Raw genomic sequence first — 13,914 nt, forward strand, 5'->3', positions numbered from 1 at the left:
CGCTCGTTTCCGCTTGCCGGGGCGGCGGTGCGTGCGTCATACGCAGCTCACCGCACGCGGTCGACAAGGGGAGAGATCATGTCGATGGCCCGGCGAAGCATCCTTTGCAGCGTATCCATGTTCAGCCTCGCTGCGCTCCCCGGATTGTCGGGCGGCTGGGGCGCCGCGCCGGACGGCGACGCGCCTTTGCCGGCGTCGGGGGACGCTCCGTCGCCGGCCAGCGAGCTGTCGAAGACGGTATTCCAGCACGGCGTGGCGAGCGGGGATCCGCTGCCCGATGCCGTCATCCTCTGGACGCGCGTGACGCCGGGGAAGGCGGGCGCGGTGGCGGTGACATGGCAGATCGCGCTCGACGCTGGCTTCACGCGGATCGTGGGCTCGGGGGCCCTCCTGACGGACGAGGAGCGCGATCACACGGTCAAGGTCGACGCCGGCGGGCTCGACCCAGGGAAGACCTATTATTACCGGTTCATCGCCCTCGGCGGATCGTCGCCCGTCGGGCGCACGAGGACGGCGCAGCGCGGCGGCGCCGGGCGGCTGCGCTTCGCCGTCGCGTCGTGCTCGAGCTATGCGCACGGGCTGTTCCACGGGTACCGGCACATCGCCGCGCGCCTCGACCTCGACGCGGTGATCCACCTCGGCGATTACATCTACGAATTCGGTGCCGGCCAGTACGGGAGCGCGCGGCATTACGAGCCCGCGCACGAGATCGTGACGCTCGCCGACTACCGCGCGCGTTATGCCCAGTACCGGCGCGACAGGGACCTCCAGGCGGCGCACCAGCAGCACCCGTTCATCACGGTCTGGGACGACCATGAGCTGGCGAACAACACCTGGAAGGGCGGCGCGGGGAACCACGCGTGGCCTGCCGAGGGCTCGTGGGAGGAGCGCAGGGCGGTCGCGCAGCGCGTCTACGCGGAGTGGATGCCGATCCGCGAGCGCGGCGAGGAGCGGCGCGGCGCCGGCCGGATCTGGCGCGCGCTGCGCTACGGCGATCTCGTCGACCTCTTCCTGCTCGACACGCGCTCCTGGGGGCGCGACCGGCAGGCCGACCCGAGCGACCGCGGGGCGATCGAGGCGCCGGCGCGGACGATCCTCGGGCGCGATCAGGAGGCGTGGCTGCGCGCGGAGCTCGCGGGCTCGACGGCGGCGTGGAAGGTCATCGGCCAACAGGTGCTGATGGGCCAGATCCCGCAGGACCTGAACACGGACGCGTGGGACGGGTATCCGGCGGCGCGCCAGCGCTTCTTCGAGCTCCTCGACGAGGAGCGCGTGCGCGACGTCGTCGTGCTCAGCGGCGACACCCACGCGTCGTGGGCGATCGATCTCGCGCCGGCGCCGCTCGATCCGGCGCGCTACGACGCCGCGACGGGCCGGGGCGCGCTGGCGGTCGAGATCGCGGTGCCGGGGATCACCTCCCCGTGGCTCACCGAGGAGCAGGCCCGGGCGGCCGAGCCGCTGGTCCTCGCGAACCCGCACGTCAAGTACGCCGACCTGTGGCGCCGCGGGTACGCGATCCTCGACGTGACGCCGGAGCGCGTGCAGGGCGCGTGGTTCCTGTACGATGCGCCCGAGCGCCCGGAGATCGACGAGGTGTTCGCCGCGGCGTTCGCCGCGCGCCGCGGCGAGAGCCACCTGCGCCGCGAAGAGGCGCCGGCGCCCGCCATCGACGACCCGCCGGAGGCCGCGCCTCGGGTGAGCTGACCTGGAGCTGACGTGCGGCGGGCCCGCGAAGCCCGCGAAACCACGCGGGTTCTTCGCCGATCGGTAGGATCCGTCCCCGCAATATGTTGTGCGGGCGTTCGGCTGGTCCTTTCGCGAGCCTCTGGCTCGTCGTCTCCTCGATCGGGTGTGCGGGCGAGCCTCCGTCGCAGCCCGAGGGGTGGGACAGCGCGGTGGCGCTGCGACCGGCGCGCGATCTCGACGCGAGGCCGGGGGTGCTCGAGGTCGATCTGACGGCGCGCGTCGAGGACGTGGAGATCGTGGCCGGCAAGAAGACGCCGACGTGGACCTACAACGGCGGGCTCCCCGGCCCGCTGCTGCGTGCCACGGTGGCGGGGCGCCGGGCGCGACGCTCTCGGTGCGCTGGGTGCCCTACGATCGGGGCTACGGCACGACCTTCGGGAGGCCCGAGGTCGAGGCGTTCCGGCTGCGCCTCGCGGACGAGCCCCTGGCCGAGGACGATCCGCTCCCCGCGATCGCGCGGGGCATCGAGGCGCTCGACACGGCGGCGGCGAGGCGCGTCGATCTGCAGCTGACGCGGGAGGAGGGCCCGGGCGACCTCGTGATGGGCATCAACGGCGTGCCCTCCTGGGAGGCGGAGCCGCTCGTGGCGGCGGTGGGCGAGACCGCGGTGTGGACCATCGAGAACACGATGGAGTTCGATCACCCGTTCCACCTGCACGGCTTCTTCTTCCAGGTGCTCGGCGCCGATGGCCAGCCGGTGAGGCCGCTCGCGTGGAAGGACACGGTGAACGTGCCTGTGGACGGCGCGGCGCGCTTCGCGGTGCGTTACGACAACCGGCCTGGCATGTGGATGTTCCACTGCCACATCCTCGATCACGCCGACGCGGGCATGATGGGGATGCTGCAAGTCGTGCGGTGAGCGCGGTGAGCGCGGTGAGAGGCGGCGGCGGGGGAAGGCGGCGAAGCGCGCGGAGCGGGACGCGGGGGGCGAGCGGTGCGCGGGCTGGGTTGATAACAGGGCTGTAGAAAAACAGGGGCTCTGTCGGTATCTCGCACAACACATCACCTCCGCCGCGGCGGGAGGGGGCTGCGGGGCGCGGAAAGGCATGATCCCGAGACGGGAACGCGCTGGATCGGGTAGGATGGGAGCGTGGTGGATCTCGATGTGATCTCGGACCGAACCTACGTGGCTGCGGGGGCGGACTTCGCGTTCGTGATCACCCGGCGGGGGCGGGTCATCACCAAACGCGTGCCGCGCGACATGCCCAGGGAGGGCCGCACCCAGATCGTCGACGCGGCGCTGGGCCTCGGGGAGCGAGGGCGGCTCGGGTGCGTCGAGCTGCGGCGCGAGGATCTGGTGCCGTACGGGGGCGCGGCGCCCGTCGACGTGTACTTCGGCGTGGCCGCCGAGGCGATCCTCTGCGTGGTGATGCCCACGTGGGCGGACCGGCGGGACGTGGTGCCCGCGATCGAGCGCGGCCTGCGTGCCATCGACGAGGGGACCCTGGCGGCGCCGCAGCCGATCCGGAGCGCGCCGCGGCGCACCCGGTCGCGGCCGCGGGGGGAGGCGGTGCCTGCCTCAACGCGCCGGCCGGTCGCCGAGGTGCGCGAGGTGCCGCCGGCCATCTGCGGGGCCGCGGTCGTGTGCGAGGCGCCGGCCCCGGCCTCGCGGCGCCCGCCGCCGCCGTCGCCGCCGGCCCGCAAGCGGAGCGCGGTCGCGGGGCTGGCCCTCCTCGCCAACGGGGGACCGCCGCGGTCGCTGGCGCGCCCGGTGGCGCTGCGCGAGGCGCCGGCGTCGCCCGGGGCGCCGGCGCGGCCGGCCGGGTCGCTGCCGGACATCCGCATCGGCGAGGCGACGCTCGGGCGCGAGAGCCTCGACGCCATCGGGCGAGAGCTCGGCGGGGCGTGGCCGTCGGCGCCCGAGATCCGGCTCGACGCGGCGTCGGCGGGGGAGGGGGCCGCGGCGGCGATCGGGGCGGAGATGCCGGAGCCCGCGCGGGTGGGATCGATGCCGGAGGCGGTGCGCCTCGAGCTGGTGAGCATCAGCCGCGAGAGCCTGATGGAGATCGCGGCCGAGGAGGGGCGCATGGCGGCGGCGGGGCCGAGGCCGTGGGTGCCGCTGGTGCGGCCCGCGCAGGTCACGCGGCCGTGGGAAGAGCCGCCCGAGGAGGCGGGGCACATGGGCGAGGCCGAGAGCGGGGCCAGGGAGGCAGCGGCCGCGGAGCTGGGAGGCGACGCGGAGGAGCCCGAGAGCCAGATTGTCGAGGTCGGGCTTCCGGGGCGGGACGCTCGCGCGGGCTGACGCGGGAGGCGGGTTCAGGTCCAGCCGTTGGCCGGCCTGGTGCTCGCATGGGCGTGGCTGGAGGAGCCGATCACGCCGCGCTTCCTCGTCGGCGGCTTCATCGCGCTGGATCGATGAAATCGATGCACTAGAGACGATACCCCGGATCGCGTGGCAGCTTGCCGTCGACGCGAAGCACCTTGACGTCATTCCCCGCTGCAGACGCGCGAACGAACCCGATTGCTCCGTCCACCCTGCTCACGATCCAGACGACCGTAGCCGCGTTCAGCACGCCTTTCGGCGGACCGGAATGGCCACGAATCTTGCGATCGATCCAGTAGAGACCAACCTCCTCGGGTGACATGCCGAGGACCGCCTCGTCGAAAGCGATGCGTTCTGCAGCGACCTTGGAATAGGTAACGGGCACCAGCAGCTTCCCGTTCACCATGACCAGGCTGCCCATGTACGCGCGCTTCAGATCTCCAAACGAGATCCCGTCCGCGGGGAAGCTCTTCGAAACGACGATCGCCAGAGGTCCCACGTCTCCCGCGCCGTACGTCTCGCCCGGCACGACCGTGACCACCGCCGCGAACACCAATGCGCACGATGTCAAGAGGGTTCTTCGAGCGATCATGCTAGAAACTCCACGCGACCTGCGTGAGGAACTGATCCATGTCGTAGCTCTTCTCTTTCAGGTAGGGCATCCATACGTGCAAACCGACGAGCTTCAGCACGACGTTGTCCGTGGGGCGTATGTTCAAGCCGCCGACGATGTCGCACGCCTCGTACAAGAAGCTGGATTTGCCCAGGTGGTCGTATTCGAAGCCGAACCAGGGCATGATGCCGTACCAGGGCAATCGATAACCCGTTTGAAAGTAAACGCCCCAAGCACGGTTGTCAGGAGTCCATGTCCCTGGGGCAAAGCCGGCAGGACGATGGTTGCCGTCGTAGCGTACATCATGCATGATGTACTCGGTCTGGAACGAGAATCCGCCCCAGGTGTACTTGAGATCTGCAGCCAGGCCGAGCTCGTCGTAGCTCGAGGTGACCGGGAAACTGTTGACAGCCTTGCCGTTCTCCAGCGTCAGGACCTGCCCGGCGTCGGTGTAGCGGCCCTTGTAGCCCGATGTGCCGACAGCGAAGTTGCCGAACGGAGTGTCTTGCTGTAGCCAGAGACGCCAGCCAACGGCCTTGTTCTTGTCCAGATCCCTGTAGCTATCGACTGGGCCACGGCCATTTGACAGCGTGAGGTGGTAACCCACCTGTGTGTCGTTGATGCCATGACTTCCATGCGCTTCGATGCCGGTTTGTCGTTGCGGCAGCCACTCCGAACCAACAATATAGGGGCGCCTGATGCCCAGGATGACAGGTGTCCCGTGGTCCACGTTCCAGATCCCATACGGGGTGAGCCACTGTCCGATCCGGACGTTGAAGAGAGGATGGGCAGCGTATTCAAGCCACGCGCGCTCGATGATCACCCCGCCCACCTTCTTCGCCCGAGAGAACTCGGTGTAATCTGGAAAGGCAGCGCTGATACGGGTGCTCTGGAACGTCGTCGGGTCGGTCACGATCGCCCCGTCGGGCAGGTAAGTGAACCGGAGCTCGATCAAGGAGCGGAACTTCTTGCCCAGGTGCGAGTCGAGATAGACGTTCAGATTGCCGACGTAGAAGGTCGGGTTCGGGCCCACTCCGGTCGAGGCCCCGGATGTCTTCTCGTCGCTGAGCAACGTGGCGAAGGTGAAATCAGCGAAACCGTAGACGCTGATCTTGGTTTCTTCGGAGGTAAGCTCCTCCGCGAGCGCTTCGCCGGCCAACGCTTGAGCGACTGCTTCTCCGCCGGCTTCCGGCGCAGCGCCGGCGTCGACCGTGCCGGTAGCCTCTGCCTCTGGTCGAGGTGCCACGGCACCCGAGGCCGGGCTGGCCGCCGGCAAAGGTGCGTTTGCCGCACCCGGCCGCGCGCTCGCGGCAGGTTGAGCCGGAGACGCTGGCTCCGGAGATTCAACGGCGCCCGAGGCGTCCGGTGCCGGAGCTGGTCCGGAGGGGGCCGCTGGGCCCGTGGCCTCCGCAGGCGTCGGAGCTGCTTGTGCCGCCGCGAACGACGACCCGAGCGACAGCGCGGAGGATACGGCGAAGGCAACGTGAATGGGCACGCCGCGGAGTGCAACGGATCGCGTTCTCAATTGGCGCAGCTCCCTTCCGCGACGCACTGATATTGCTCGACTCCATAGGCGGTCAAGTCGCAGCACACGGTGCCGGTGAAGCAATTGTTCGGCGAGAGCGTGCAGCCTTGGACCTGACACTTCTGCGTCAGATGGATATTGCAGTACGTGGCCTCGGTCCCTGCGCAATCTGCGTCGCTGGTGCAGGGTTTCCCCGCGCCGATCGGCGGTCGGCGACAGTAGGATGGGGTGACCGTGAGGTCGCACATGTATCCATCCGCGCAGTCGGCAGAGCCCTCGCATCCCTGGCTGGTGCAGTAGCCGCTGGTCCCCGAGACGGCGTGACAGGTGTTGTACCGGGCTTCGGGGCAAGGCATCGTTGCGGTGTCGCATGCCGCAGCCAGGCCGGCCGGGGTCGCCGTGCATGGCGCCTCGGCGGACGCCCTGCTGAACCCGGTCGCGCATTCGCACGCCCCTGTCGCACCGGTCACCTCATTCTCGCCACATGCCGTGCAGGACGCCGTGGCGTCAGCGCGGCCGTATCCGGCTTCGCAGACACAGCCGCTTGGCCCGACCTCTTCGTTCTCGCCACAGCGCACGCAGCCCGCCTTCGTTGCAGCATGACCCTCGGCGCAGACGCAGACCTCCAAGTACTCCGACACGGCCCTTACGGTCTGGCCAGGTCCACAGGGCTGTTCGCTGTCGTAGACGCAACCAAGGAACGAAAAAGAAACGGCATTTGCCATCAGAAAGACTCGACCCCATCGGCGTGACGCCGAGGGGGGAGGTCCATGCAGCACTCTCGCAGACATCACGCTCATCCCTTGTTGTTGGGTTCGTTACACATCCTTCGAACGCAGAGTTTGCAAGCGGAGTGAACCTCTCTGTTGTCGAGCCCACCGAAGGGCAGCCCGGCTACTACCGTCGTAGCTGGTCTGCCCAGATCCCAGCGTGCCCGTCCACTGCGGCCATGCCCCCGAACTGCGCGCACATGCATAGTTCTACATGGATCTGCGGCCAGTGGAAGGCGCAATCTGCGCACCTGGGAGGGCGGCGCAGCGCAGGGCGACCCGAGTTCGCGCTGCGCTCCACGGATCTGCGTGGCCTCTTACAGGCGTCAAGCGGGACAGCCTGGGAGCCGGCATGAGCTGTTGTGCTACACGTAGAATCGTGGTGCGCCCAGCACCCGACGATGCTCCTTGTCGCGCTCGACAGCGCCCGGCTGTTCGCCGAGGCCCAGGAGGCGATCCGCCGGCTTCGCCCCATTTTCACCGTCCGGACACCCGGGAGCCGCCGCGCTCGCCCGAGCGGCGACGGGCCGGCCAGCGTGACGTCACCAGGTCCGGGGCGCGTACGTTGCCGGATCGCTGGGGGGTCGGTGAGCGTCATTGTGGATTGCTTGACAACCTGATGGCCCTTCGCACGATTCCTCATCGTGGGGGAGCATGCGTACCGGACCCGACGATCAAACGGAGCCAGGCGCGCTCGTTGTCGAGCACGCCCGCCACCCGGGGCCGGGCGAGCCCGCGGAGCGCGCTGAGCGCGCGGGCCTCGGGCCGCATAAGGCCGCCTCGGGCTGCGCGCCGGAGCAACGTACGGACGATCTCGGGACGAAGAGCCCTCCGCCGGGGAGCGGCCGAAGAGCCCAGTCGAGCACGGTCGCGACCGACATCCCGACGGACATCGCTCGCAAGTGGCAGGAGATGGCCGATCTCCTCGCGGAGATCCTGCGCGTCCCGGCCGCTCTGATCATGAGGATCGAGCCGCCGGAGATGGTCGTCTGCGTCTCCAGCGAGTCGAAGGGGAACCCCTTCGCGCCCAACGAACGAGCGCGCCTCGGCTCCGGGCTCTACTGCGAGAGCGTGATGAAGACCCGAACGCCGCTGCTGATCCCTGACGCCCTGAAAGACGAGCAGTGGAAGTCGAATCCGGACATCGAGCTCGGGTTGATATCCTATCTCGGCTTCCCGATCACCTGGCCCACGGGGGATATCTTCGGAACCATCTGCGTGCTGGATGACCGCGCGAACCATTACAGCAAGGCCTACCAGGCGCTCATGCAGCAGTGTCGCGACGTGATCGAGATGGACTTGAAATCCATCTTCGCCCTCGATGCTCGCCTGACAGAAGAGGCCCGGGCAAAAGAGCGGCTGGAGCAGCAGGTCGCCGAGCGCACCGCCGACCTGCGCCATGCCAACGCCCAGCTCAGGCAGAAGATCGCCGAGCACGAGCGGACGGAGGCGGCGCTGCGGAAGGTCGCGGAGGAGTGCAGGTGCGCGGAGGAGGCGTTGCGCACGAGCCAGGAGCTCCTGCGCGCCATCATCGACAGCTCGACGGCCATCGTCGCCGTCAAGGACATCGAGGGGCGCTACCTCCTCGTCAACCGCCGCTTCGAGGAGCTGTTCGGCGTCGCTCGCGAGGCCATCGTGGGCAAGAGCGACGATGACGTGTTCTCTCGGGAGCACGCCGAGGCGCTTCGCGCTTTCGACCGGCGGGCGCTCCTCGCCGGGACGGCGCTGAAAGACGAAGAGGTGATGCCCGAGGACGACGGCGTGCACACCTATCTCACCATCAAGTTCCCTCTGCGCGACGTCGCCGGCGTCCCGTACGCGGTGGGCGGCATCTCCACGGACATCACGGAGCGGAAGAAGATCGAGGCGGAGCGCGCCCTGGTCCTGGAGCACGAGCAGAGGGCTCGGACCGCCGCCGAAGCAGCGGTGCGGATGCGCGACGACTTCCTGTCGATCGCCTCACATGAGCTCTATACCCCCATCGCGGGCCTGAAGCTCGCCGTGCAAGGCTTGATGCGCGAGGCGACGACGCTCCCCGCCGGCGCGACGAAGCTGGCCAGGATGGCCGAGCGGCAGTGCCAGCGGCTCGTCAGGCTCATCGAGGATCTGCTCGACGTGGCTCGGATCCAGGCAGACAAGCTCGATCTGAAGCTGGGAGACGTCGATCTCCGGGCGCTTTCGCAGGAGGTCGTGGAGCACTTCGACGTGGAGCTGAAGCAGGCAGGAAGTGCGGTGAGTTGGCGGGCGGACGCCCCCGTGGTGGGCATGTGGGACAGGGCCCGTCTGGAGCAGGTGGTGACGAACCTGGTGCTGAACGCCATCAAGTATGGGAGGGGCAAGCCGATCGAGATCAGCGTCGCGGCCGAGGGCGAGGTGGCCAGGCTGGTCGTCGCCGATCGCGGCATCGGGATCGATGCGAGCTGCGCGCCGTACATCTTCGAACGCTTCGAGCGAGGCGTCTCGGCGCAGCACTACGGCGGCCTCGGCCTGGGGCTGTACATCAGCCGCCGGATCGTGAACGCCCATGATGGCTCGATCCGGGTCGAGAGCGAGCTCGGCGCGGGGGCTGCCTTCATCGTGGAGCTCCCCCTGCGCCGGCGCTGCCACGCTCTGCCGACCGAGGTGTCTCTGCCGGCTGGAGGTCCCGATGAGCCCGCAGGATGATCATCACGACGGTGTCATGATCGTCGATGACGACGGCGGGTTTCGCTCCGTCGTGGAAGAGCTCTTGCAGGCATGCGGCTACGAGGTCGTCTGCGCGGAGAACGGCGCGGTGGCGCTGGATCTGCTCCGCCGCGGCCTCCGCCCGAGCATCATCCTGCTCGATCTCATGATGCCGGAGATCAACGGCTGGGAGTTTCTCGCGCTCAAGCGACGGGAGCCCGCGCTGGCGGACATCCCGGTGGCGATCCTGTCGGGCGTCGACTCACTGGAAGCCAGAGCAGCCACCCTGGACGTGTGTGCGCTGCTCAAGAAGCCGATCGATCTCGACACCCTCCTCGCCGTGGTCGCGAAGACACGATGAGCTCGTGTCGGGGAGCTCGTTCGGCGCTCGAGACATCATCCAGCGACGGCGTCGACCCCGGCGAGAGCGGCGAGGGGTCGCGCCCATGGCGATGGCTGGTCGCCTACGGCTGACCTGCTCACCCGCGCCGACCGGCGGCATCGAAGCGCGGAACCTCCGGGAGCTCCGGGGCATCGAGCCCCGCGAACGGATCGCGCCAGGCGTCGAGCTGCCACAGGCGCGCGTGCCAGGCCGCGACGCGCGGGTAGTCCGAAAGCGGCAGGCCGGCGAGATCCGCGAACGGAAGCACCGACGCCACGCGAAAGTCTGCATACGAAGCCGCGCTCCCGACGAGCCAGTCCCTGCCGCTCAGGACCTGCTCGAGCAGCGTCGCCGCCTCGGCAAACCCCGAAAGCCCCTCCGCCACGAGGTCGTCGCGGATGGGACCGAGCCCGTAGCGCTGCTTCGTCACCCGCTCGAAATGGACCTTGTCGCACGCGGCGACGAAGTTGTGCGTGCCCCAGCTCAACCAGCGGATCATCTCCGGTTGCGCGGTGCCCGTGCGCCAGAAATCCGAGCCCGTGAGCTGCGAAAGGCGGCACGCGATCGCGTCTGTCTCCCAGAGCGACTGGTCCCCCTCGACCAGGATGGGCACGCGCAGGTTCGGGTTCAGCGCTCGAAACTTCTCCCGCTGTGACGGGTCGAGAGGAGCCGCGTGGACGTATTCCACAGGTGCATCGAGGTGGCGCGCCACGGCGACGGCGACTCGTGGATTCAAGTTTCGGCTGAAGTACAGTTTCATGGATCTTCCTCTCCAAGGCCCTGCGATCACAGGCCGCAGCCGACCCAGGTACGCTCGATGGTCTTGTAGTCCTGGGTCATTCCGCTGGCACTGGGGCAACCGGTCGAAAGGATCACCGTGCCCTTGATCTGGCACGATGACGAACTCACGAACGTGCTGTTGCCGATGGCGACAGGGGCCTGCGGCGTGCCGACCAGGCCGTCCTGCTGCGCGCTCACCGCCGACCAGGACGCGGTCGAGCTGGGCTTGATCGAGGAGGCGACGAACACGGAGTACTCCATGCCGCTCTCGACGCCTGGCACGAACGGATTGTCCTTGACCTGCCCGGACTGGGACTGGACGGTCGCGGTGCTGGTCGTCTGGCCGAAGGTGATATCGACCTTCGCTTGCAGATGGCTGTTGCACAGATAGACCTGCTGCGAGAAGTTCGGCGGCGGGGCGCCGGCCGAAGCGGCGCTCGTGAACATGAGGAGGGGGAGTACGAGCACGCGGATTTTCATCCTGATCTCCTGTCTGTTTCGTTGCGGGGAGGCGGCGATGCCCATCGCATCGCCGCGCGCGGGCGATCTCCGCACAGCCCGCGGGCGCTGGCAAGCGGCAAGGCTCCGGCAGCGAGTCCACGCGAGCGGCGGGCTCGACGTCCGGCCCGCGACAACACGCCCGCGCCCGACCGGCCTCATGGCGGTTATTTCGCCATCGATGTCGCGCCGCTCGTAAGCCGCTGCCGCTATCGCGCGAGCTTCGCGACGAACATCGTCTCTTCCCCTGTCCCGTACAGAGCGCTGCCACCGAGATCGAGCTTGTGCGCGAATTCGCCCGTCATCACGATGCTCCCCGCGCCGTCCCAGGCCATGGCGTTGATCATCGGCCGCTCGAACTCGCCTACGACGTACTCCATGTCGCCCTTGCTCCAGCGTTCCGAGCCCGCGCCGTCGAGCTCGACCACCCTGAGGACATCGCCCATGCCCCATTCCCAGCCGGCGAGGAGCAGCCCGCCGTCTCCGACCGGCGCCATCGCGGTCAGCCATTCTGACGGGAGCGAGGTGTCCCAGAGGAGCTGGCCGTCGGCGTCGAGCTTGACCAGCACGTGGGTGTCAGAGACCGGACCTCCGCCGAAATCGCACCGGCCGATCACCCCCGCGTGGATGAACACGTTGCCCACATCATCCACGGCGGCGAGCTGGGGGCGGATATAGCCGTAATCTTCGGGGCCGGCGCCGACGCTCCAGTTCCAGAGCTCGTTGCCCGCCGGGTCGAGCTTCGTCACGACGAGATCGCTGTCGCCATAGTCAAAGTCCGGCTCGATGAGAACTGGCTCCCGAATGACCTCGATCCACGTCACGACCACGTTGCCGGCCGCGTCGACCCCGACCCTGGCATCGCGGGAAGGGGTGTCGTCGTCGACCCCCCTGGCCCAGAGCAGCTCGTGGTCGCCCGTCATCTTGAGCACGAAATGCGACGCGGAGCCCACCGTACCGCCGACCCAGAAAGGACCGCCTCCGAAGTCGAGCTCCGTCGCCTCCGTGCTGCCCAGGAGGACGATGTCCCCGGCGGGATCCGCCAGCACGTCGAGCGCCGTGATGTCGTGGGGACTCGCGAAGGACAGCTCCCAGCGCCAAGTGCCCGCGGCATCGAGCTTCACCAGGACCATGTTGTCCTCGCTCCGGTTCCCGGTCAGGAACACGTTCCCGAGCGCGTCCACCGCGATGGCAGCGTTCGACCCGAGGTAGATGCCATGGTCCGCGAGCACCTTGTGCCACACGGGCTCGCCCGAAGGATCGAGCTTGACCAGGAGCCTGTTGCTGCCCCCGCTCGATTTCACGATCGGCACGTCGCCGCCGATCTGCGCTTTCTTTTCGAAGGCGCCGAGCGCGAACACGTTGCCGCTCCGATCGACGGTGATGTCGTGGCCGTGCTGCGCGCCCATCGCGTCGTAATGCCAGGTGGACTCGAACGATCCGGAGTCCCCCAGCTCGGCGGTATACGCGGTTTCCCCGGCGCCCATGAGGACCTCGCTGCCGAACGCGATCTCGCCCTGGTAGGATCCCGCCAGGGTGATGGCCCCGGACGCCGCGCTGGCGACCGCCACGTGGTGCTGGTCGCCTCCGTCGCCTGCGCGCCCGCCGAGGAGCGGATTGCCGTCGGCGTCGAGCTTCGCCCAGAAGAGTTCCGTACCACCGGCGCTCGTCAGCACCCGAGCACCGAGCGCGATCGATCCTTGAAAGACACCACCGAGCGCCACGGTGCCGGACGGACCCGCCGAGAGGCTGCGGCCGGCCTGCTCGCCCTCGTCGCCGAGCCGGAAGCTGTAGCGGTGAAGCCCGGCCGCGTCGAGCTGCGCCACGAAGGCATCCGCGCCGCCGGCGCTCACCAGCGGACCGCCGCCGAAGTCCACCGTGCCTTCGAAGGAGCCGGTCACGACCGTCCGCTGCGCGCTGTCGACGGTCACGTCGCTGGCCTCGTCGTGCCCGGTGTCGCCGAACCCTTCGATCCAGATCGGCTCGCCCGCCGCGCCGAGGCTCGCCACGAAGGCGTCCGCGCCGCCGGCGCTCACCACCGAGACGCCGTCGAGCTCCATTTCCCCCTCGAAGCGCCCTGCCAGGAGCACGTCGCCGGCCGCGTTGCACGCGACGCTCGTCGCGCGCTGGTCCCCCTCGCCGCCGAGGCGCCTGCTCCAGAGCGGAGCCCCCGCGCTGTCGAGCTTCCGGTTCCGATGTTTCTGACGCCGCGATGCAGCGAACCGACGAACAGGGTGTACCCCGACGGGTGCATGACGACGTCCACGGCCCGGCTCTGCGGCTGGAAGCCGAAGTGCCTGCTCCAGACGTGCTCCCCTCCGGCGCAGGGCGGGGCCGCGCCGTCGCAGTTCTCGTCGACCGGTGTTGTGCAGGCCTCCGTCGCCGGGGTAACCTCGCCCGTGCACGGGCCGAATCCTGCGCCGTCGGCCGCGCAGGTGGCGACCCCCTCTGCGCATTGGCCGACCCCGGCGGTCCCGCCAGGGCCTGTGTAGCAGGCGATCGTGCTGAAGGGAACGCACGCCTGACTGCCGCCGGCTCCGCCGCTACCGCCGGCTCCGCCGCTACCGCCGGCTCCGCCGCTACCGCCGGCGCCGCCGGCTCCGCCGCTACCGCCAGCGCCGCCGCTACCGCCAGCGCCACCGCCGCCGCTACCGCCAGCGTCGCCGCCAACTC

11 protein-coding genes are annotated in these 13,914 nt (G+C 69.1%); 5 read left to right on the forward strand and 6 right to left on the reverse strand.

All coding sequences use genetic code 11. From position 1 onward, the window contains the following. The first annotated feature begins 117 nt into the window (after positions 1 to 117). The 3 genes from WME73_RS06835 to WME73_RS06845 all read left to right on the forward strand — a co-directional run bounded on the left by WME73_RS06835 (position 118) and on the right by WME73_RS06845 (position 3,988). Positions 118 to 1,704, forward strand: a complete 1,587-nt coding sequence (locus WME73_RS06835) for an alkaline phosphatase D family protein (RefSeq protein WP_437915152.1) — start codon at positions 118 to 120, stop codon at positions 1,702 to 1,704. A 301-nt stretch (positions 1,705 to 2,005) separates the two neighbouring features. Further along, complete coding sequence (locus tag WME73_RS06840; RefSeq protein ID WP_437915153.1) at positions 2,006 to 2,605, forward strand: multicopper oxidase domain-containing protein; 600 nt, start codon at positions 2,006 to 2,008, stop codon at positions 2,603 to 2,605. Positions 2,606 to 2,836: 231 nt separating this feature from the next. Next, positions 2,837 to 3,988: a hypothetical protein gene (locus tag WME73_RS06845; protein WP_437915154.1), complete on the forward strand. Its 1,152-nt coding sequence runs from the start codon at positions 2,837 to 2,839 to the stop codon at positions 3,986 to 3,988. 127 nt (positions 3,989 to 4,115) lie between these two features. On the opposite strand, the gene WME73_RS06850 is transcribed toward WME73_RS06845, so the two are convergent. From WME73_RS06850 to WME73_RS06860, 3 genes are read right to left on the reverse strand one after another with little or no spacing between them, the layout of a single operon-like run. Further along, positions 4,116 to 4,601, reverse strand: a complete 486-nt coding sequence (locus WME73_RS06850; RefSeq protein ID WP_437915155.1) for a hypothetical protein — start codon at positions 4,599 to 4,601, stop codon at positions 4,116 to 4,118. Position 4,602: 1 nt separating this feature from the next. Continuing rightward, on the reverse strand, positions 4,603 to 6,117 hold the full coding sequence (locus WME73_RS06855; RefSeq protein WP_437915156.1) for a hypothetical protein: 1,515 nt from the start codon (positions 6,115 to 6,117) through the stop codon (positions 4,603 to 4,605). Between the two features lie 26 nt (positions 6,118 to 6,143). Beyond that, the gene (locus WME73_RS06860) at positions 6,144 to 6,503 is read right to left on the reverse strand and encodes a hypothetical protein (protein ID WP_437915157.1); all 360 of its coding nucleotides are present in this window, start codon (positions 6,501 to 6,503) and stop codon (positions 6,144 to 6,146) included. 1,068 nt (positions 6,504 to 7,571) lie between these two features. Here WME73_RS06860 and WME73_RS06865 point away from each other — a divergent pair. Then, on the forward strand, positions 7,572 to 9,581 hold the full coding sequence (locus WME73_RS06865) for a sensor histidine kinase (protein WP_437915158.1): 2,010 nt from the start codon (positions 7,572 to 7,574) through the stop codon (positions 9,579 to 9,581). Beyond that, on the forward strand, positions 9,565 to 9,942 hold the full coding sequence (locus WME73_RS06870) for a response regulator (protein ID WP_437744683.1): 378 nt from the start codon (positions 9,565 to 9,567) through the stop codon (positions 9,940 to 9,942). Before WME73_RS06865 ends, WME73_RS06870 begins: the two co-directional genes overlap by 17 nt. A gap of 118 nt (positions 9,943 to 10,060) precedes the next feature. Here WME73_RS06870 and WME73_RS06875 read toward each other — a convergent pair whose 3' ends face one another. From WME73_RS06875 to WME73_RS06885, 3 genes are all read right to left on the reverse strand, one after another. Then, positions 10,061 to 10,723, reverse strand: a complete 663-nt coding sequence (locus WME73_RS06875; RefSeq protein ID WP_437744684.1) for a glutathione S-transferase family protein — start codon at positions 10,721 to 10,723, stop codon at positions 10,061 to 10,063. Positions 10,724 to 10,749: 26 nt separating this feature from the next. Beyond that, a complete protein-coding gene (locus tag WME73_RS06880) occupies positions 10,750 to 11,223 on the reverse strand; it encodes a hypothetical protein (RefSeq protein ID WP_437744685.1) in 474 nt (157 codons plus the stop codon). Between the two features lie 227 nt (positions 11,224 to 11,450). Then, entirely contained in the window at positions 11,451 to 13,331 is a 1,881-nt protein-coding gene (locus WME73_RS06885; protein ID WP_437915159.1) for a hypothetical protein, read from the reverse strand. Positions 13,332 to 13,914: the final 583 nt, after the last annotated feature.

The sequence above is a fragment of the Sorangium sp. So ce302 genome (assembly GCF_051530145.1).
Classification (GTDB): Bacteria; Myxococcota_A; Polyangia; order Polyangiales; family Polyangiaceae; genus Sorangium; species Sorangium cellulosum_B.

Bases quoted from the DNA above. Each gene is read 5' to 3' on its own strand.
- WME73_RS06870 (WP_437744683.1), top strand. From the start codon at position 9,565: ATGAGCCCGCAGGATGATCATCACGACGGTGTCATGATCGTCGATGAC.
- WME73_RS06880 (WP_437744685.1), bottom strand. From the start codon at position 11,223: ATGAAAATCCGCGTGCTCGTACTCCCCCTCCTCATGTTCACGAGCGCC.
- WME73_RS06860 (WP_437915157.1), bottom strand. From the start codon at position 6,503: ATGCCTTGCCCCGAAGCCCGGTACAACACCTGTCACGCCGTCTCGGGG.
- WME73_RS06835 (WP_437915152.1), top strand. From the start codon at position 118: ATGTTCAGCCTCGCTGCGCTCCCCGGATTGTCGGGCGGCTGGGGCGCC.
- WME73_RS06865 (WP_437915158.1), top strand. From the start codon at position 7,572: ATGCGTACCGGACCCGACGATCAAACGGAGCCAGGCGCGCTCGTTGTC.
- WME73_RS06850 (WP_437915155.1), bottom strand. From the start codon at position 4,601: ATGATCGCTCGAAGAACCCTCTTGACATCGTGCGCATTGGTGTTCGCG.
- WME73_RS06875 (WP_437744684.1), bottom strand. From the start codon at position 10,723: ATGAAACTGTACTTCAGCCGAAACTTGAATCCACGAGTCGCCGTCGCC.